Raw genomic sequence first — 18,330 nt, 5'->3', positions numbered from 1 at the left:
GCGATCGCAGACACGGCCACGACCACTGACGACAGGACGCGCACATGACCTCCGGACCGCGGCTCAGCGATGATCCGCTCAGCGCCACCGGGCACCCGCACCGCCGGTTCCCGGCGGCCGACCAACGGCACCGGGTGGCCCGCTGGGGCAGCACCCCCACCCCCTGCGGCGACTTGCCCGTGCGCAGCGAGGTGCGGCTGCGGTTGAAGCCGCGGCAGCTCGCGCGGGGAGTGGACGGGGCCTGGTGGCCCCGTTCTCCCCAGCCCCTGCTGGAGGTCCCGGAACTCGTCCTGGCCATGAGCTCGTGGGTCGGCCCGGTGAGCCGGGTGACTTACCACGTCGACGACTGGGACGCGACCGAGGGCGGGGCGGTGGTCGACGGGTGGCCGGTCGAGCTCGTCGGCTCCGACGCCGTCGAACCGCACACCGTGTCGGTCACCGGCACGCACCAACGCGGGCGTTGCCTGTTGGTCGTGCCACCGTGGACGCCGGAGACCACCGCGCGAACGATACTGAGGTCCGCGGCCAGGCCGGGAGCCGTGACCGATGTCGAGCAGGTGCTCACCGAACACGGCGTCCTACCTCGCCTGCCGTGAGCGCACGGCCGCGATCACGACCCAGCGGTTGCGCCACAACGCCGTCGGCCACGTGCTCGGGGCCACCTGTTGGGTCCAAGACGCGGCCCGGTGGCTCTGACCTGCGCTCAGGTCGCCGCGGGCATGTGCCACGCACGGCGAGCCACCAGAAGCCGGCTCCCCGGCGCACCGTGGTCAACACTGTGCCCGTCGCCCAGTCGACAGGTGCGCTCTCGTCCGCGGTGGGGAGCACCGCAGGGAGCAAATCGGGAGCAGCAAATGCGCCTCGGACGGTCCCGAACCCCATTCGACACCTCTGAACATGCTCGTGTTGACCTGCGGACACCGGATTTCGCAGGTCAACGCGGTATGCCGGACATGGTTCACACCGAAGAGGTCAGGCCGTTTTCGTTGCTACAGCGGCATTTTCGAGCCCGTCCCGCCTCACGACCTGCTCCCCGGCCATGATCATGCGCCTGAACAGCGTGTTCTCGATTTGCGGCCGACGGTTGGATGTGGTCCACGTCGCCCCTGGTAGTCGAGCCAGGCCAGTCGCAGCGGGCCAGCGGTCTTCGTAACAGCCGGGCGCGATGGTCCGTGACACAGGTCACCAAGATTGGCGCCGTGCTGTCGGAGTGGTCTGGACCAGGCCGCGCTTGCGGTGACGTCCATGTACGCCCGGTGCGGGTCAACTCACTACGCAGTCCTCGTTGTGCCCCGACAAAACCAGGTCAATCAGCGGTTGGACCGGATCCCACCTGGGAAGACCGGGAAAGTGACCACTTCCGCCGATCGCGCCGTCATGCGCACGCCAGTGGTCATGTGCGATTCGCGTTGGGGTGGCGGCGACGACGCGGCAGTGGGTGCACCGGAGCGGGCTGCCGCGTCCGCTCCCTTGGTGTCGTTTGTCCTGGTGGGGGCGTACATTGACGTGGTGAGCCAATCTTCGGCGCCGCCCGCGACCGCACCCCGTCAGGGGCGTGGTCACCTGTGCTGGGCCTTCACCGAGCCGGGCGAGTTCTTCACCCGCGCCCGGGAGTTCCTCAGCGAGGGGTTGGCAGCGGGCAAGCAGGTCTGCCTCATCGCTCCCGGGTCCGATCGGTCCCTGCTCGACGAGCTCCGCCCCATCGCGGGGATCGATGCCCTGCTCGAGCGTGGCGCGGTGCGGGTGCGGTCGTTGGACACCGTGTACGGCGATGGCGACGTGGTCGAGCCCGAGGAGCAGGTCGGTTTCTACACCGCGGAAACCGAGCGGGCCGTGGCGGACGGGTTCACCGGGCTCCGGGTGGCCGCCGAGGCGACCGAGTTGGTGCGCACGCCCGCCCAACTGGGTGCGTTCGCCCGCTACGAGCACGCCGTGGACCGCTACATGGCGGCTTCCACCTTCGACGCGATGTGCGCCTACAGCCTGCCGGACCTCGGGGCGGACGCCGTCGACCGGCTCGCGGCCATGCACCCGCGGACCAATGTCGACACGGTGCCGTTCCACCTGCACGGCTGGGGCGGTAGCGGCGCGGTGGCACTCGACGGCGAACTCGACTCCAGGTCTCGTGAGCTGTTCCCGTGGGCGCTCGACCACGCCGCGGGAGGCTGGGGTCGTGGCGAGGTCGTGGTCGACGCCCGCGGCCTGACCTTCACCGACCACCACGGGCTGCTGCGGCTGGCCGAGCAAGCCGAACGGCACGGTTTCACCGCCGTGCTGCGCACCCGAGCATCGAGCCCGGCGCGCTTGGTGGACATGCTGGGGATCCGGCGAGTGCGCGTGGAACAGGTGGCATGAGCTCACACACCCACCCCGCCGAGCGGGGCTACGACCACATCGCCCTCTATTACGCGAACGACGACGAACTTCTGGATGCCTCGGTCCCCTTCCTCACCGAGGGAGTCGACCGCGACGAGGCGACGATGATCGCCTTGGACGGGCACCGCGCCGACCTCGTGCTCGCCGAACTGCCGCACCCGGAGCGCGTCACGATCCTGCGCACCGACGCGCAGTACATCCGACCCGCGGTCGCCATCAAGTCCTATTGCGACATGTTCGCGAACTTGGTCGAGGGTGGTGCGAGCGCCATCCGCGTCGTCGGTGAGATCCCCTACTCCGCCCTGACGCGCGACTGGGACGTGTGGTCGAGGTACGAGGCCGCGGTCAACTACGCCTACGACCACTTCCCCGTGCGGAGCATGTGCGCCTACGACACCCGCACCACCCCCACCGCGGTCCTGCGCGACGTCGCCCAGACCCACTCGCTCGTGGCTGCGGGCGGCGTCCAGAAGCCCAACCCCGACTACGTCGAGCCGCCCTCCTTCCTGGGCCGTCCCGCGCCGTTGGTACCGCACCCGCTCCAGCGCCGACCCCCGACCGTCGAACTCACCGACCCCACGCCTGGCGAAGCCCGCCACGTCGTCAGCGCCGCGTGCGCCGGGGCACTCCCGTCTGGTGATCTCGGGGATCTCGTGGTGTCCGTCAGCGAGATCATCACCAACGCCATCAGGCACGGATCCCCGCCCGCCACCCTGTGCCTGTGGGCAGGTGCTCGGCAGGTGGTCGTCGCCATCCACGACAGGGGCCCCGGCCCTGCCGACCCGTTCGCCGGCCTCGTCGCCACCCCGGGCCCGGAGGGCGGCGGCTACGGGCTGTGGATCGCCCACCAACTCTGCCACCACGTCACCATGACCCGCACCGACACCGGCTTCACCGTCCGCCTGACCATGGGGCACCACAGCTGAACCCGCCGAACACCATCGCCACACCACGCCCGCGTCAAAGGCGCTGCTGGTCACCCGGGTCCGCTGGTAGCGCGAGGCGGGAACCCCGCGGCGGCGTCATCCGATCGGGGCGCCGCGCTGCGCGGGAGTGCCCGCCGGTCTACAACGGTGAGCAGGATTGGGTCGCGGCGCGACCAAGTCACCGGCGACGTCGACCGCGGCCGGACCACTGACCGTGCACTCACGTGCGGGAGCAGCGGGAATCGGCGGGGCGGGAGGGACGTGGTGGTGCGGGTACTGCTGGTCGACGACGACACTGATCTGCGCGAGCTTGTGGCGGGATGGCTGCGAGTCGACGGCCACCACGTGGTGGACACCGGTAGCGGCGCGCTCGCATTGGACTCGGTGGCGCCGGGGTGGCCGCAGGTCGCGGTGGTGGACGTCCTGATGCCCGACATGGACGGCCTCGAACTCCTCACCCGGCTGCGCGAGCGGGACCGCGAGCTGCCCGCGGTCGCGTTCACCGTGTTGTGGTCGGCCCCGGACGTGGCGCGGATCCGGGCCGCGAGCGCGGTTTACGTACCCAAGCCCTCCAGCAGCACCGAACTGTGCGCCGCGGTGCGACGACTGGTGGCCGGGGTCGGATCGGCCGAACCCGGCGTGCCGTGATGGGCCGGGGTACCGCACTCGTCCGCTGCGCGGTCTTCGCCGCGCTGTTCGCCGCGGCCACCGCGGCCGGGCGGTTGACGGTGCTCGACGCGACGAACCTGAGTCTGGTCTGGCCCGCCGCGGGGGTCGCGGCGGTGTGGTTGTGCGCGCAGCGCCGCTCACCGCTGCTCTGGCTGGATGTGGCCGCACTGGGACTGATCACCGCGGTGGTGAACCTGGCCACGGGCTCGACCCCGGCCCAGTCCGCGGTGTTCGTGCTGGCCAACCTCATCCAGGCTGGGCTGTTCATGACCCTGATCGTGCGCAGGCGCCCGTTGATGTGGTCCCTGGCCGACAGCGGTGGTCTGCGCGGGTTGCGGGACCTCTGGGCGCTGCTGCTCGCCGCCTTGACCGCCACCGCCGCGGCCGCGGCCGTCGGACCGGTCGGGATCTGGCTGGTCACCGGCCGCCACTCGTGGCTGGCCACCGGGGTGTGGCTGGCGCGCAACCTCGCGGGCATCCTCGTCGTGGGCACCGCGAGCCTGTGCCTCGCCCGCGCCGCCGTCGGCCTGCGCAACCGCCTCACCGCCCCGAACCCGCCACCGGTCGACCGCGGGCGGCTCGTCGAGCACGCGGCCGTCTCGGTGTTCTCGGCGATCTGCTACGGCGTCGGCTTCGCGGACGCCGAAGGGCTGCCGATCACCTCGACCCTCATCGCGCTCACCGTGTGGTCCGCGGTGCGGCTGTCGACGGCGTACGTCACCGCCCACACCGCCGTGGTCGCCGCCATCGCCGTGTTGTTCACCCTGCACGATCGCGGGCCATTCGCCGTCATGTCCTCCCACGCGGGCCGCGCCCTGGTCGTCCAGTTGTTCGTCATCGTCGTCGCCGTGGTCGGCCTCACCCTGGCGCTGGGCCGCGACGAACGCGCGGACCTCGTGCGTGAACTCGCCGTCGGTCGGGAGGACACCGCGCGCCGGGCCGCGCTCAAGCGCGCCATCATCGACTCCATGAGCGACGGTGTCTCCGTTGTCGACTCCACCGGGAACATCACCCTGCGCAACGTCGCCGCCGGGCACATCCTCGGCGGCAGACTCAGCCCGGAGGACCAAGCCGCGAGCAGTGCCCACTACGGCATGCACCACCTCGACGGCACGCCCATGACCGACGCCGAGATGCCACACGTGCGCATCGCCGCGGGCGAGGTCGTCGAGGACATGGACGTGCTGATCCGAAACGAGGGCGTCCCCGACGGCCGGATCGTGCACCTGCGCGCCAGTGCCCTGCCCGAACCCGGCGGCGGCCGCAGCACCGTCATGGTCTACAACGACGTCACCGCCGAACGCCGCCACCACGACGAGCTCACCGCCTTCGCGGGCGTCGTCGCCCACGACCTGCTCAACCCCCTCGCGGCCGCCGAGGGCTGGACCGACGCCGCCACCGAGGCGCTTCGCGACAACGACGCGGCGCGCGCGGAGATGGCCATGGTCCGCGTCGCCCGGGCGGCGGGGCGGATGCGGGGGTTGATCAACGACCTGCTCGCCTACACCACCGCCCGGGACGCGGGCATCGCACCCGCACGGGTCGACCTCACCGCGCTCGTCGCCGACATCACCGCCGCCCGCATCGACACCGCCACCGTCGCGAGCGCGCCGGTCCCCCGGTTCACCCACGGCGAACTCGACCCCGTCGAGGCCGACCACGTCCTGCTGCGCCAACTCCTCGACAACCTCGTCGGCAACGCCGTCAAGTACACCGCCCCGGGCGTGACCCCGGAGATCACCATCACCACCACCCGCCGCGGCGGCACCGTGACCCTGACCATCGCCGACAACGGCATCGGCATCCCGGCCGGGCAGCACGAGAAGATCTTCGACACCTTCTACCGCGCCCACACCGGGGGCCCGTACACCGGCACCGGCCTCGGCCTGGCCATCTGCAAACGCATCGCGGAGCGCCACGGCGGCACCATCACCGCCACCGACAACCCCGGCGGCGGCACCCGCTTCACCTTCACCCTCCCCGCCGCCACACCGAACACCGACACCCGGTTCGCGCCACCCAGTCCGCGGGCTCAAAGCAGTACCCCGCTACGAGATCGCACCGCGACCCAGCAGTACCAGCGACCACCCGCGACACCGTGATCACGCGACAGCGCCGCGGACTCATGCCCTGGACCCGGAAGGCAGCCTCTACGAAGCCCCTACCCACTCACCCTGGCACGTACCCGCTGTTCTCGGCTGCCTGACGGCGCCAACGGAACGGACCCCACCGACTCGATCAGCGGTGGGGTCCAGCGCACTGGTTCAGCTCGGAGCGATGGACGCCTCGACCACCGAACCCCGCCTGCGCTCACGAACCGGGAGTTGTCTCCAGGGCGGCTTGCACCGCGTCCGCGGCGGCGGTGTGCCCGGCGCTGTTGGCGCGGACCACGGCCCAGCGGCCCACACGGTCGACAACGCCCTCGACCCAGTTGAGGCCGTCGGGTCGGCACGCGTCGTGGCCCTCGCTCGCGGTGTAGAGGTCCACGTACCGGGCGCCGTGCCGGGCCGCCCGCTCGGCGATGACCCGGTTCAACGGCTCCACCACCTCGGTGCGCAACCAGAGCAGGTCCGGGTAGGTGACCGTGGCGAAGTTGCGCATGCCCCGCGGGGTGAACCCGCGGTCGCAGGTGGCCGGGTCGGCCGGGAAGATCGTGGGGTAGCCGACGGCGAGCACGGTCGCGCCGGGCGCGGCCAGCCGGATCATGGTGAGCAGGCCGTCGTACTCGTCGGCGACCAGCGCCAGGCGTTCGGCGATGGTCGGGACGCCGTCCCAACCGAAGCTGAAGTAGTCGGCGCACGGGTGGTCGGTGACCGGGTCGGACCACTCCCCCAGTTGCAAGCAGGCCAGCACCAGTTCGGAGAACCCGAGGGTGTTGCCGCCCACGCCCACCGTCACCAGGTCGGTGTCGGCGGTGACCGCGTCCAACTGCGGGGGCACCAGCGGGAACGGGAAGTCCGGGTCGTACACCTCGAAGAACGGGATGTGGTAGCCCGGGGGCCGCTGCGGCTCCCCGGCCACGTTGACGACCGAGGCACCAGCGCAGCTGACGTTGACCAACCCGTACCGACCGGACCACCGCGCGCGCAACACCTCCGGGTACGACCCCCTCGTCCGGCCGCACCCGTCCCGCACCCCGCCGACGAGGATCTGTTCACCGGCGGCGTCGATGCCACCCGCGGTGTAGGCGTCACCCAACGCGACCCACCGCAACGGTTCGGCATGGGCCACCGGTGTCAAGGTCGCCATCGCCACGGCGGCTACCGCGACTCGGGTACCCACGCGGATCGCAAGACGTCTCATCACCACTCCATTGTTCGTAGTGTCCGGTCGGCGACGTGCTACCCGGCGGTGCGGAGAACAAGCGATCAGCCGCGCAATCCACACCATCAAGCGACACACGCAGATCGATCCGCAACTTCTGTGAAACCACTTCCTTCGCAAGGAAAACGTCCGCCGACAGCACGCGGCGCCCGGGATTTCCGCACCTGCGGAACCCGCCCATATCCGTGGATCAGTCACCAGCGCGTCAACCGCGCCACGCAGACGGAAGCGACACGACGCGCCAACGACCACCGCGCCAACTCGGACTTGGCAACAGGGCGCTGCGGTCAGGAGGTTCCGCGGCGCGATCGCCCCTCGCGCCGCGGCACCCCTCCGCCCCGGAGTCAGACCCGACCGCCAACCCCGAGAACAACCAGGAACCCGGCCGCGAGGCCCAGCAACCCGGCCCCACCGCTCCCCGCCGAGTGTCCTGCGCGTTCGGAACTCCAACTCCAGTTCTAGACCACACCGGGCGAGGTGGCGCGACAGACAACACCAACCGGTGACATCCGACCGCGTCAACACGGGAAAGGCGTTGCATTTCGGTTGCAGAGCGTTCAGCACACCGACACCGCCGCTCACCTGCGGGCGGTGGGCCGATACAGGACGTGCCGAGCCCCACGACAAGTCGGCGGTTGGGTGTGGCGACCACGGTCAACAGGCCCGAAACACCATCACCGGCTACCAGGGGCCGCGGGTGGCGGCGGACCGCCCCGGGAACACCGGTTCGGACACGGACCGCTTCTGCCGAGCGCCGCGATAGGCGCAGGGCGATGGCGTCGCCGGTGATCGCGTCACGGGCTGGAGGGCGGGATCAGTGCTCGCTCAGCAGCGATACCGCGTCGACCAGTGATGTGGGCTGTTCCCAGGGGATCGGGTGGCGCCAACCGGGACCGGCGACGAGGAGGCGGGGTGGCAGGTCGGCTAGTGCTGAGGCGGCGGCGTGGTGAGCGGGGTCGGGGTGGTGCGACCACAGCAGCACGGCGCGCGGCGTGGTCGTGGTGACCGCTCGCACCAGGGCTGGGGTGGGGGTGGCCGCGCCCAGGACGCGGGCGGGGACGCCGTGTTCGGCCAACGCCGCGGCCAGCGCCTCGACGGGCAGGCTGTGTTGTTCCCCGGGGCCGCAAGCCAGCAGGATCGACGCCTCGCCCGCGGGCCGGTGGACGCGGTGCAGCGCCGCGGTCACCGACCAGGACAGGGCGTGCTCGTGGTCGACGCAGTCCGGGTCGGCGCGCTGGGCCTGTTCCACCGATCGCAACGCGGGCCTGCACACCCGGTTCCAGGTGCGGGTGACGCCCCACGAGCGGATCACCTGGGTGAGCAGATCGGCGCAGGCCCCGGTGTCGAGCTGTTTGCCCGCGGCGACCACGGCTTGGTGCGCGTCCCGGAGCGGGAGCGCCCGCTGCAACAGCGCGGCGGCGGCCGAGGGGCGCATCCCACTCTCGACCAGCTCGCGCATCCGCGACATCCGGACGACGTCCTCGGTGCCGTAGCGCCGTTGTCCGCCCTCCCGCGCGGAACAGGGCTCCATCCCGTAGCGGTGGTGCCAGGAGCGCAATGTCGACTCCGTGACACCCAGTCGTCGCGCCACCTCGCCCGCGGTCCAGGTGAAGTCCCTCAGTCCATCGAAGGAGAAGTCAGGTTCGTTGTTCTCGGCGGTCACCGTGTGCACATCTCAATGGGTCAGGGGACAGGGGCAGGGCGGGAGAGATCGACAGCGGTTCTCGACCACGACGCGACCACCGCTCGAGGCGAAGCAGATCGCGGGGACGGGGTGCACCGAGCCGGAGGCCCCGCGGCGCGTCCCGCTCGCACCGGAGGGGCCTCCGACTCCGCGTGGGTCAGGAACCGACGACCACACCCACGATCTGTTGAATGAGATCGACCACGACGTCGAGCAATCCAGGCATCACTCAGTCCTCTCCTTCACGTCTGGCCTTTCCGTGACTCCCGTTCTAGTCGCGGGCGGGTTTTCTCGCGCGGCGGTCTACGCTTTCGGGTGACACCCAAGCGGGTAGACTCAGGTAAACCGTTGCAAATCGACTGCGCAGCGTCGCGTGCGATAGCGATCTCACCAGGCCAGAATGTTCATGGTCAGCCCTCCGTCTCAGAGCGGAGCAGCCCACGGTTGAGACCGTGGGCGAACGCGAGTGGGACGGCGGTTGGGGGCGAGGATGCTCGACGGGGTCGGAAATGTCGTGGCGCACTGGCGGATCTCCTCGCCGTACGGCTCGATGAACGCCCTCGGCGACCTGGTGGCAAGGGCCAGCTTGATGGCCGCCCCGGCGGGGGAAGGGGCGTGTCCTCCAGGCGTGTCGGCAGTCGACGCGGCCTCGTCGGCTGTGGAACGGGTGCTGCGCGACGGGCTCTGCGACCGGCCCCACCGAGGGCGTCAGCCTCTCCGGGATCAGCATCCGCACCGGCGGGCGCCCGTCGCCGACCTAGGCGCGCATGTTCAGCAGAGCGCCCTGCCCGGCGACCTCGACTTTCCGCTGGAACCGCTCTCCCGGGCGTTCCTCCGCGCACTGGTCAAGTACCGGCCCGCTTCGTGACGTCCGCGTGGCCTCGCAGCCTTCGGCGCCACGACGCACGGACGCGCGTTACGCGCGCACCGGGCGACCCGCGGTGGTCGTCATCGGTGCGACGGGTGCGTTCTCACCTGTGCGATCAGGAGTGCGACGTCGTCTTGGGGTGTGGGTTCGATGAGGGCGTCCATGACTTGGGTGCAGACGAGGGCGGGGTCGTCGGGGGTGACCGCGGTGGTGAGGCGGTCGAGGTAGCGGTCGAGTGGTTGGTCGCGGCGTTCGATGAGGCCGTCGGTGTAGAAGGCGAGGACGGCGCCGTCGGGGAGGTCGATGGTGGTGTCGCGGCGGGGGCGTCGTTCGGGCACGTGCAGGCCCACGGGTGGGTCCGGTGGGACCGGGATGAGCGCGCCTGGGTGCCCGGGTGCGACCAGGACCGATGGGAGGTGCCCGGCGGAGGACAGGACGATCTTCTCCCGGGGTACGTCGATGATGCCGTAGAGCACGGTGGCCATGCTGCGGGCCTCGAAGTGGGAGACCTTGCCGTGCAGTTTGGACAGTACGACCGAGGGTGAGTCGTTCTCGATGGCGTAGGCGCGCAGGGCGCTGCGGAGGCGCCCCATGACGATGGACGCGGCGAGGCCGTGCCCGGCGACGTCGCCGATGACGATGCCGATTCGGCCGTCGCGCAGGGTGAAGACGTCGTACCAGTCGCCGCCGAAGCCGGTGGTGGCGCCGGGGACGTAGCGGGCGGCGAAGCGCAGGCCGTCGACGGCGGGGAAGCGGGTGGGCAGCAGGCTGCGCTGCAGGGCGGTGGTGGCGGCGCGTTCGGCGGTGGTGAGTTCGGCTTGGATGGCGAGCGCGACGCGGTCGGCGACCAGCAGCAGGAGCTGGGTGTGCTCGTCGGTGAAGCGCCGGGGTGTGCGGGAGCCGATGTGCAGGACGCCGATGAGGGTGCCGCGGGCGAGGATGGGTACGCCCAGCAGCTCGCGCAGGCCCTTGCGCCAGAGGATGGAGCTGACGACGGTGGTGTGGTCGACCTGGTCGAGGATCACCGCTTCCCGGGTGGCGGCGACACGGCCGGCGAACCCGGCGCCGAGGTCGACGGTGATGCCGAGGATGTCCTCGTCCGCGATGCCCGCCGCGGCGTGCACGGTCAGGCGTTCGGTGTGGGAGTCGTAGAGCAGGATGGTGGCGGTATCGACCTCGAAGACGTCCCGGACCCGCTCCAGCAGGACCCGTAGGGACTCCTCCAGGTCGAGGTGGCGCAGATCGACGTTGGTGATCGCCTCCAACACGCGCGTGCGGTCGGTGGCGCCGGGGGTCTCGGGCACGACGGGCAGCCTAATCACTCCTGCGGTGTCCGGGACGACAGCTCGCGTGGCGGACAGGGCGGATGCTGGTACTAGGCACCGGCGGGCCAGGGAGCGGGAACGGTGCCCGGACTCCGGGTGAGCACGTCCTGCTGTTCGGCCATCGGTACCCGTTGATGGCTGATTCCGAGCCGGGGCCGGTGATCGCACCGCCGAGGCAGTCGATATGGGCCCAGGGAGTCGAGGCGTTCAAGTCCGGGTGGGGCATCGCGGTCGGCGGCGCACGCCAAATCCGGCGGGCGCCGGATCGCATCCCGCTGCGGCCGGGGCTGGGCATCCTGAGAGCACTGGCTGTTCGTTTCGACCTCGATCCAGGTACGGAGAGTGCTCCCAGCATCACGATCATCGTCGACTTCCACTCCTCCGGGTGACCCGGCAGCGAACCGCGCCCGCGGCAGCACGGTGACGCACAGTTCTCGAGTCACCGGGCAGGCGGCTGGCCATGGTGGTTGAGTGGGTGTGTGCAGTCGGTGGAGACAGCGGTCGAGCGCGAGCACCAGGGCGGCGTCATGGTGCTGCGGATGCGCGGTGAGTTCGACTTGGGCACTGCCGGGGTGCTGGAGACGGGTTTGTTCGGCGGACTCGCCCAGGCCGCCGACGACGGTGTGCTGCTGGTCATCGCCGACTTGGACGGGATCGGGTTCCTGGGTTCGGTCGCGTTGACGGCGTTCACCCGCGCACACGAACAGGCGCGCAACCAGGGGATCGACCTGGTGTTCGTCGTGGGCTCCTCGAACGTCGCCGGGCGCGCGTTGCAGGTGAGCCGCTTGGATCGGATTCTCGCGATCGCCGAGTCGGTCGAGCACGCCATGGTCACCGGACCGCGCAACCCGGAGTGACGCCGCGGTTCCTATTCGGCGGTAGCCCCGGGGCCGGTCATTGCGCGGGGAGACCGCGCGCTGGGAGGGTCGGTACCCCGAGCGGTGGCCACTGCGATCGGTCGTGAAACTGGTGGCGCCGCGGTCTGGCGTGGTTCAGCCGCTCGTTCGTCTGACTTGTCGAGCACGTGGTCCTCCCCGTTGGCGACATCAACGCCCCCGCCCCCGCCGGACCTGATGATCACCACCGGCATCCCGCCCCACAGATGGGGCGGGTTCCGGGTCAGGTGGGCAGGGTGACGGTGGTGCCGAAGAACTCGTCGATCTTGCCGACGATGGTCATGAAGTCGTCGAGGTCGGTGGGTTTGGTGATGTAGGCGTTGGCGTAGAGGGTGTAGCTGCGCGCGATGTCCTCCGGGGCGCCGGAGGTGGTGAGCACGACGATGGGGATCGCGGTGAGCGCCGGGTCGGTCTCGACCTCGGCGAGGACTTCGCGGCCGTCCATGCGGGGCATGTTGAGGTCGAGCAGGATCAGGTCCGGTCTGGGCGCGTCGGTGTAGCCGTCGGCGCGTCTGAGGAACGCGACGGCCTCGATGCCGTCGTTGACCACGTGCAGGCGGGCGCCCGGTTGGCGTTGCTCGAACGCCTCGCGGATCATGATCACGTCACCCTCGTCGTCCTCGACCAGCAGCACGTCGATCTCCGCGGCGGGGCCGGTCGATCCGCGCGAGGTCATCGGTTCGGACACGGGTGTTCCTCCGAGCGCCGCTGCCGACGCCCGGCGGGACGTCATCGGGTGATCGTGTCACCTCCACCCAGTCAGGCGAACCAGACCGCTTGCAGGGTGGTCCTACCTCCTGGCGTGCTCGCTGCCCGGACAAGCGGAGCGGACCGGACAAACTGTCGATTTCCGCAGCATAGAAGGGGGTCGGCGGAGTTTGGCGTCTTCGCCGACCGGGTAGTGCGCGGGCATGGGAAAGCGCGGGGTCGTGGCCTCGCTGGTGGTGGCGGTGGCGCTGGCCGGGTTCGTGGTGCCGGGGGTGCTGCCCGCCACCGAGGACGATGTGCGGTCCGCGGTCGCCTCCGGCGGTCGGGACGCCGGGTCGGCGGTGCGGACGGCCCGGTTGACCGCGACCGCGCTGCTGGACGGGCGGGTGCTCGCGCCGTACCGGTCGGCGGTGTTCGACGACGCCCGGGAGCGGGCCGCCGACGCGGTGGACGAACTGTTCGCGGTGGAGGTCCCGACCGACGGCGCCGCCCGGCTCAGGGATCGGGCGATGCCGTTGCTGACCGAGGCGGTGGTCGCGATCACCGACACCGCCCGCGCCGCCGAGGACGACGACAGGGCTGCGCTGACCGCGAACGCGAGCAGGCTCGATCGGCTCGCCGCCGGGCTGCGGGAGCTCGTTGGGGCCGTCGCGTGAAGCGGGCGTTGGCGGTCACGCTGGGCATCCTGACCGCGATCGGCGGGTTCGTCGACATCGGCGACCTGGTGGCCAACTCCGAGACCGGCGCCCGGTTCGGGATGCGCCTGGCCTGGGTGGTCGTGGTCGGGGTCATCGGCATCTGCGTGTACGCCGAGATGTCCGGCAGGGTCGCGGCGGTCAGCGGGCGTCCGGTGTTCGACCTGGTGCGCGAACGCCTCGGACCGAAGGTGGCGTTGGCGAACCTGGCCGGGTCCTACCTGGTGACGCTGTTGACCCTGGCGGCGGAGATCGGCGGTGTGGCGTTGGCGATCGAGTTGGCGACCAGCGTGCACTACCTGCTGTGGGTGCCGATCGCGGCGTTCGTGATCTGGGTCGTGCTGTGGCGGATGCGGTTCGAGACCATGGAACGCGTCTTCGGCCTCGCCGGACTCGCGCTCGTGGTGTTCGTCGTCGCCCTCATCGCCCTCGACCCGCCCTGGCGCGAACTGGGGTCCCAGGCGCTGGGGCAGGCATCCGCGTCCGGGGAAGGCTGGGCCAGCTACGGGTTCTTCGCGGTGTCGTTGTTCGCCGCGGCCATGACCCCGTACGAGGTGTTCTTCTTCTCCTCCGGTGGCGTCGAGGAGGAGTGGACCCGCAAGGACCTGATCACCGAGCGCACCAACGTGTTCATCGGCTTCCCGCTCGGCGGCATCCTGTCGCTGGCGATCATGGCCTGCGCCGCCACCGTCTTCGCCCCGCTCGGCGTGCAGGTCGACTCGATCGGGCAGACCACCCTGCCGGTGGCCCTCGCGCTCGGGAAACTCGGCCTGGCCGTGGTCATCCTCGGCGTGTTCGCCGCGACCTTCGGCGCCGCGCTGGAAACCGGCCTGTCCGCCGGGTACACCATCGCCCAGTACTTCGGCTGGCGCTGGGGCAAAAGCGTCGCACCGCGCAGCGCCGCCCGCTTCCACACCGTCGTCCTGGTCAGCCTCCTGCTCGGGGTCGCGCTCCTGCTGACCACGGTGGACCCGGTCACCGTCACCGAGGTCTCCCTGGTGTTCAGCGCGGTCGCGCTGCCGTTGACCTACCTGCCGATCCTGGTGGTCGCCAACGACCGCGACTACCTCGGCGACCAGGTCAACGGTCGCCTCGCCAACATCTTCGGCGTCGGCTACCTCGCCGTCATCCTCCTCGCCGCCGTCGCCGCGATCCCACTCATGGTCATCACCGGAATGGGCACCTCATGACCCCCGACCCGCTGCGCGTCGACTTCCACCTCCTCGACCGCCAAGTCGTCGACCGCCACGGCCGCCCCGTCGGCAAGGTCGACGACATCGAACTCCACATCGACCTCGACGGCACCGCGACCGTCACCGCCCTGCTCGTCGGGCAGATCGCCCTCGGCCTGCGCATCGACGGCCGGTTCGGCACCTGGCTGGCCTCCGTCGGCCGACGCCTGCACACCGACCGCGACCCCGTGCCGCTGCGTGTCCCGTTCCACCACGTCACCGACGTCGGCAGCGCCATCACCCTGGGCATCGACCTCGAACTCCTCGACGAACCACCCCTCGAACGCTGGCTGCGCGACCACGTGATCGCCCGCATCCCCGGAGCCCGCGATGCGCGCCAGTGACCTCCTCGGCCGCACCGTCCACGACCACGACGGCCGTCCCCTCGGCCGGGCTGTCGACCTGCTCACCACCCCCGGCCCCGACGGCACCCCGGTCATCACCGCAGTCTTGGTCGCACCCCGCCACCGCAGCCGCTTCCTCGGCTACGAACGACCCGGCATCCAACGACCCTGGACCGTCAACCGGCTCGCCCGCGTGATCCACCGCGGTGTCCGCGAGATCCCGTGGACCGAAGTCCGCTGGGGACCTGACGACATCGAACCCGCGGCGTCGTGAGCGGCGGCGGTACGCGCGGCTCAGTGGGTCAGACCGGGTTGTGCTGTCGACGATGCGGAACGGTGTCGACGACGTCGAGGACGTCGAGCAGGCCGGTGATCTGGAGCGCGCGGTAGGCGGCGTTGTCGGGCGGCAGGACGACGACGAGCCTGTTCTCGTTGGCGCGGCAGTGTTCGTCGGTTCTGGCGAGCGTGGCCAGGCCGCACGAGCCGGGGAACCGGACATCGCTGAGATCGATGACGAGCGTCGCGGGCGCCGCGGTGAGCGCGTGGTCCACGGCGGTGTTCAGGTCGCCGACCGTGGCGAGGTCGATGTCGCCCGCGCACCGGACGGTGATCGAGGTCGCCGTCCCGTCGACGGTGACGGTGGGTAGCTGCGGGTTCATGGTCTGGTGGTCTCGGCTCTGAACTCGATGGTGGTCGTGGTGCCGGGCGCGGTGGGGGTGCCGCGGTCGATGTTCAGGCGGTCGGCGATCGTGTAGATGATCTTGAGGCCCCGGCCGCTCAGGGGAACCCGGGTCCCGGACGGTTCCGAGGTCGGGGTGCGCCACTGGCCGCGGTCGGCGATGGACACCCGCACGCTCGTGGCGTCGGGGAGCACCAGCGCGGTGAGCGTGACGGGGCCGGGGGCGATGTCGCGGTAGGCGTGTTCGATGCTGTTGGTGATCGCTTCGTCGATGGCCAGGAGGATGTCCTCGCGACGCGCCTCAACGATGTCGCGGGCGGTGAGCCAGGCCCGCAGGGCGGCCCGGATGACGGTGATGTCGTCGATGTGCGCGGTGATCTCGACGCGTAACGCGGAGGTCCGCGGTGTGGTGGTGCCGGGTGTCATCGGTTTCGCATCCACCGCATCCGCTCGCGATTCGGTCGCCCGGCCATTCGTGGGTGGGGCGAGCAGCAAGCTCTCCCTCGTCACCCTAGCTCCGGGCGCCCCGCCCCACCGGACGACGAGACCCACGTTCTCGCCTTCGGTGTCACGTCGCTCGCATCCACTGTCGCGGCCCTGGTCGGCGGGCTACGCTTCCGCGCTGGTTTCGTGTCCGGTGGGAGTGACGATGTCGACGAGGCGGGAGGTACCCGCGCGAGGCGGGTTGGCCGACCCGGCCAGGCTGGCGGCGCTGCGCGACACCGGGCTGTCCGAGATGTCGGATCTCGGGATGGAGCGGTTCGCGCGCTTGGTGGCGAGCGTGGTCGGCACCCCCGTGGCGTTGGTGTCGCTGGTCGAGGCGGACCGCCAGATGTTCCCCGGCATGGTGGGGCTGGACGACCCGTGGGCGACGGCCCGGTCGACGCCGTTGTCGCACTCGCTGTGCAGCCAGGTCGTGCTCTCCGGCGAGCCCCTGGTCCTGCCCGACACCCGCGCCGACGACCACTGGTGCGCCAACCCCGCGATCGACGACCTCGGTGTCGCCGCCTACGCGGGGATGCCGCTGGTCGATGTCGACGGTCACGTGCTGGGGTCACTGTGCGCGATCGACACCTCACCCCGCAGCTGGACCGAGGCCCAACTGCGGGACTTGGCGGACCTGGCCGCCGCGTGCGCCGCCGAGCTGCGGCTGCGGATCGTGTCCCACCGGGCCGAGCAGGCCCACCGCCGCGCCGACGAGTACGCCGCTCAGGTCAGAGCCGCCCTGACCCGCTCGGAACTGCTGCTGCGAGCCGCCGACGACCTCGCCGACACCACCGGCCTGGTCAAGGTGCGCGACCGCGTCCGCGACCTCGTCACCAGCGACCTCAAGCCCAGCTACGTCGGCCTGGTGCTCGTGGAGGGCAGGAGGCTGCGCCGGGTGGTCGACCACACCGGCACGGTTCCGGTCGAAGCGGTCTACGAGAGCTACGACCTCGATGACAACTGGCCGACCGCGCGCGCCATCCGCGACAACGCCACCGTCGTCATCCAGGACACCGCCGGCCTCGTCGACGGGGGCTACCCCGCCGAGGTGGTCGCCGCGTTCGAGGAGATGAACCTCCGCACCGCGATCTGCGTCCCCCTGCCCGGCACCCGCGGCCCACTGGGCGCCCTGGCCGTGTGCTGGGACACCCCACACGAACTCGACCTGCTCGAACGCTCCGTCGTCACCGCGCTGGCCGGGTACACCGCCCGCGCCGTCGAGCGCGCCCGCTTCCTCGACGACCGGGTCAGCACCGCCCACCAGCTCCAACAGGCCATGCTCACCGACCTCCCCACCACCGAGGGCATCGAGACCGCCGCCCTCTACCGCCCCGCCACCACCGACGAACTCGTCGGCGGCGACTGGTACGACGCCTACCCCCTGCCCGCCACCACCACACTCCCGGCCGGGCTGGCCGTGACCATCGGTGACATCACCGGCCACGACATCCACGCCGCCACCCTCATGGGCCAGCTCCGCAGCATGATCCGCCAAGCCGACCTCGACCACCCCGGCGCGGGCCCCGCCACCACCGTCACCGCGGTCGAGAACGCCAACCAGGCACTCGACCTGCGCGCCAGCGGCAGCCTCGTGCACTGCCACCTGCGCCCACGCCCAGACCGCGGCTGGGACCTCACCTGGACCAACGTCGGACACCCCAGCCCTCTCCTCCGGTGCCCGTCCGGCCGCGTCACCCAGCTCCAACACTCCGGCAGGATCATCCACCCCGACCTGCCCACGCCCGCCCGAACCGACCACCACACAGTCCTGCCGCCCGGGTCGACCCTGCTGCTCTACACCGACGGTCTCACCGACCGCCGCGGCCACGACATCGACGACGCCACCACCCACACCCTCCACCTGCTCGCCGGCCACACCGGCACCATGCCCACCCTGCTCGACACCCTCGTCGCCCGCCTCGGCGGCACCGCACCCGAGGACGACATCGCCCTCATCGCCGTCCACATCCCGCCACCGACCACCTGATCAGGCTGCGGACGACCTGAACACCCGTGGCGACCCGTACCGCGACGCGTATTCGACAACGGGCCGATGCGGACGGTGTCGTCCTCGATCTCGGCGCGCCGTTGGGCGCCTGATCCGAGGTCGTGGAGCGT

19 protein-coding genes are annotated in these 18,330 nt (G+C 70.9%); 13 read left to right on the top strand and 6 right to left on the bottom strand.

Annotation, left to right across the window (positions count from 1 at the left end; translation table 11 throughout):
• Positions 1–44 precede the first annotated feature (44 nt).
• The 5 genes from CLV40_RS38325 (at position 45) to CLV40_RS25380 (ending at position 6,073) form a co-directional block, all read left to right on the top strand.
• Positions 45–596, top strand: coding sequence for a DUF5994 family protein (locus CLV40_RS38325; RefSeq protein ID WP_181043729.1), 552 nt, complete (start codon positions 45–47; stop codon positions 594–596).
• Between the two features lie 913 nt (positions 597–1,509).
• Positions 1,510–2,355, top strand: a complete 846-nt coding sequence (locus tag CLV40_RS25395) for an MEDS domain-containing protein (protein ID WP_245931556.1) — start codon at positions 1,510–1,512, stop codon at positions 2,353–2,355.
• Positions 2,352–3,302 (top strand): sensor histidine kinase, encoded by a 951-nt coding sequence (locus tag CLV40_RS25390; RefSeq protein WP_104481496.1) that lies wholly within the window; start codon positions 2,352–2,354, stop codon positions 3,300–3,302. Before CLV40_RS25395 ends, CLV40_RS25390 begins: the two co-directional genes overlap by 4 nt.
• A 267-nt stretch (positions 3,303–3,569) precedes the next feature.
• Positions 3,570–3,950 carry a response regulator gene (locus CLV40_RS25385; RefSeq protein ID WP_181043728.1) on the top strand — a complete coding sequence of 127 codons (381 nt, stop codon included), beginning with the start codon at positions 3,570–3,572 and terminating at the stop codon, positions 3,948–3,950.
• Positions 3,950–6,073, top strand: coding sequence for an ATP-binding protein (locus CLV40_RS25380; protein WP_104481494.1), 2,124 nt, complete (start codon positions 3,950–3,952; stop codon positions 6,071–6,073). The genes CLV40_RS25385 and CLV40_RS25380 overlap by 1 nt, the downstream gene beginning before the upstream one ends.
• A gap of 208 nt (positions 6,074–6,281) precedes the next feature.
• On the opposite strand, the gene CLV40_RS25375 is transcribed toward CLV40_RS25380, so the two are convergent.
• On the bottom strand, positions 6,282–7,274 hold the full coding sequence (locus CLV40_RS25375) for an SGNH/GDSL hydrolase family protein (RefSeq protein WP_181043727.1): 993 nt from the start codon (positions 7,272–7,274) through the stop codon (positions 6,282–6,284).
• An 835-nt stretch (positions 7,275–8,109) separates the two neighbouring features.
• Positions 8,110–8,958 (bottom strand): MerR family transcriptional regulator, encoded by an 849-nt coding sequence (locus tag CLV40_RS25370; protein ID WP_181043726.1) that lies wholly within the window; start codon positions 8,956–8,958, stop codon positions 8,110–8,112.
• Between the two features lie 511 nt (positions 8,959–9,469).
• Between CLV40_RS25370 and CLV40_RS25365 the strand changes: the two genes are divergently transcribed.
• Positions 9,470–9,847, top strand: coding sequence for a hypothetical protein (locus tag CLV40_RS25365; protein WP_146108241.1), 378 nt, complete (start codon positions 9,470–9,472; stop codon positions 9,845–9,847).
• A gap of 80 nt (positions 9,848–9,927) precedes the next feature.
• Here CLV40_RS25365 and CLV40_RS25360 read toward each other — a convergent pair whose 3' ends face one another.
• Positions 9,928–11,151 (bottom strand): PP2C family protein-serine/threonine phosphatase, encoded by a 1,224-nt coding sequence (locus tag CLV40_RS25360; protein ID WP_104481490.1) that lies wholly within the window; start codon positions 11,149–11,151, stop codon positions 9,928–9,930.
• A 155-nt stretch (positions 11,152–11,306) separates the two neighbouring features.
• Here CLV40_RS25360 and CLV40_RS25355 point away from each other — a divergent pair, with 155 nt between their 5' ends.
• Positions 11,307–11,561, top strand: coding sequence for a hypothetical protein (locus tag CLV40_RS25355; protein WP_146108240.1), 255 nt, complete (start codon positions 11,307–11,309; stop codon positions 11,559–11,561).
• Between the two features lie 99 nt (positions 11,562–11,660).
• A complete protein-coding gene (locus CLV40_RS25350) occupies positions 11,661–12,029 on the top strand; it encodes an STAS domain-containing protein (protein WP_146108239.1) in 369 nt (122 codons plus the stop codon).
• Between the two features lie 262 nt (positions 12,030–12,291).
• On the opposite strand, the gene CLV40_RS25345 is transcribed toward CLV40_RS25350, so the two are convergent.
• A complete protein-coding gene (locus tag CLV40_RS25345; protein WP_104481534.1) occupies positions 12,292–12,744 on the bottom strand; it encodes a response regulator in 453 nt (150 codons plus the stop codon).
• Positions 12,745–12,979: 235 nt separating this feature from the next.
• On the opposite strand from CLV40_RS25345, the gene CLV40_RS25340 reads away from it, so the two are divergent.
• From CLV40_RS25340 to CLV40_RS25325, 4 genes are read left to right on the top strand one after another with little or no spacing between them, the layout of a single operon-like run.
• On the top strand, positions 12,980–13,432 hold the full coding sequence (locus tag CLV40_RS25340) for a hypothetical protein (protein ID WP_104481487.1): 453 nt from the start codon (positions 12,980–12,982) through the stop codon (positions 13,430–13,432).
• Positions 13,429–14,661, top strand: a complete 1,233-nt coding sequence (locus tag CLV40_RS25335; protein WP_104481486.1) for an NRAMP family divalent metal transporter — start codon at positions 13,429–13,431, stop codon at positions 14,659–14,661. The genes CLV40_RS25340 and CLV40_RS25335 overlap by 4 nt, the downstream gene beginning before the upstream one ends.
• Positions 14,658–15,047, top strand: coding sequence for a hypothetical protein (locus tag CLV40_RS25330; RefSeq protein ID WP_104481485.1), 390 nt, complete (start codon positions 14,658–14,660; stop codon positions 15,045–15,047). The genes CLV40_RS25335 and CLV40_RS25330 overlap by 4 nt, the downstream gene beginning before the upstream one ends.
• Positions 15,034–15,321 (top strand): hypothetical protein, encoded by a 288-nt coding sequence (locus CLV40_RS25325; RefSeq protein WP_104481484.1) that lies wholly within the window; start codon positions 15,034–15,036, stop codon positions 15,319–15,321. Before CLV40_RS25330 ends, CLV40_RS25325 begins: the two co-directional genes overlap by 14 nt.
• Positions 15,322–15,349: 28 nt before the next feature.
• Here the strand turns inward: CLV40_RS25325 and CLV40_RS25320 are convergent, their stop codons facing one another.
• Complete coding sequence (locus CLV40_RS25320) at positions 15,350–15,706, bottom strand: STAS domain-containing protein (RefSeq protein WP_104481483.1); 357 nt, start codon at positions 15,704–15,706, stop codon at positions 15,350–15,352.
• Complete coding sequence (locus CLV40_RS25315) at positions 15,703–16,152, bottom strand: ATP-binding protein (RefSeq protein ID WP_104481482.1); 450 nt, start codon at positions 16,150–16,152, stop codon at positions 15,703–15,705. Before CLV40_RS25315 ends, CLV40_RS25320 begins: the two co-directional genes overlap by 4 nt.
• Positions 16,153–16,375: 223 nt before the next feature.
• On the opposite strand from CLV40_RS25315, the gene CLV40_RS25310 reads away from it, so the two are divergent.
• Complete coding sequence (locus CLV40_RS25310; RefSeq protein ID WP_219824107.1) at positions 16,376–18,199, top strand: SpoIIE family protein phosphatase; 1,824 nt, start codon at positions 16,376–16,378, stop codon at positions 18,197–18,199.
• Positions 18,200–18,330: the final 131 nt, after the last annotated feature.

Origin of the sequence: Actinokineospora auranticolor, from assembly GCF_002934265.1 — a bacterium.
Lineage (GTDB): Bacteria > Actinomycetota > Actinomycetes > Mycobacteriales > Pseudonocardiaceae > Actinokineospora > Actinokineospora auranticolor.
This window is presented reverse-complemented; position numbering and strand designations above follow the sequence as displayed.

Bases quoted from the DNA above. Each gene is read 5' to 3' on its own strand.
- CLV40_RS38325 (WP_181043729.1), top strand. From the start codon at position 45: ATGACCTCCGGACCGCGGCTCAGCGATGATCCGCTCAGCGCCACCGGG.
- CLV40_RS25390 (WP_104481496.1), top strand. From the start codon at position 2,352: ATGAGCTCACACACCCACCCCGCCGAGCGGGGCTACGACCACATCGCC.
- CLV40_RS25380 (WP_104481494.1), top strand. From the start codon at position 3,950: ATGGGCCGGGGTACCGCACTCGTCCGCTGCGCGGTCTTCGCCGCGCTG.
- CLV40_RS25375 (WP_181043727.1), bottom strand. From the start codon at position 7,274: ATGAGACGTCTTGCGATCCGCGTGGGTACCCGAGTCGCGGTAGCCGCC.
- CLV40_RS25365 (WP_146108241.1), top strand. From the start codon at position 9,470: ATGCTCGACGGGGTCGGAAATGTCGTGGCGCACTGGCGGATCTCCTCG.
- CLV40_RS25355 (WP_146108240.1), top strand. From the start codon at position 11,307: ATGGCTGATTCCGAGCCGGGGCCGGTGATCGCACCGCCGAGGCAGTCG.
- CLV40_RS25345 (WP_104481534.1), bottom strand. From the start codon at position 12,744: ATGACCTCGCGCGGATCGACCGGCCCCGCCGCGGAGATCGACGTGCTG.
- CLV40_RS25340 (WP_104481487.1), top strand. From the start codon at position 12,980: ATGGGAAAGCGCGGGGTCGTGGCCTCGCTGGTGGTGGCGGTGGCGCTG.
- CLV40_RS25330 (WP_104481485.1), top strand. From the start codon at position 14,658: ATGACCCCCGACCCGCTGCGCGTCGACTTCCACCTCCTCGACCGCCAA.
- CLV40_RS25325 (WP_104481484.1), top strand. From the start codon at position 15,034: ATGCGCGCCAGTGACCTCCTCGGCCGCACCGTCCACGACCACGACGGC.
- CLV40_RS25320 (WP_104481483.1), bottom strand. From the start codon at position 15,706: ATGAACCCGCAGCTACCCACCGTCACCGTCGACGGGACGGCGACCTCG.
- CLV40_RS25315 (WP_104481482.1), bottom strand. From the start codon at position 16,152: ATGACACCCGGCACCACCACACCGCGGACCTCCGCGTTACGCGTCGAG.
- CLV40_RS25310 (WP_219824107.1), top strand. From the start codon at position 16,376: ATGTCGACGAGGCGGGAGGTACCCGCGCGAGGCGGGTTGGCCGACCCG.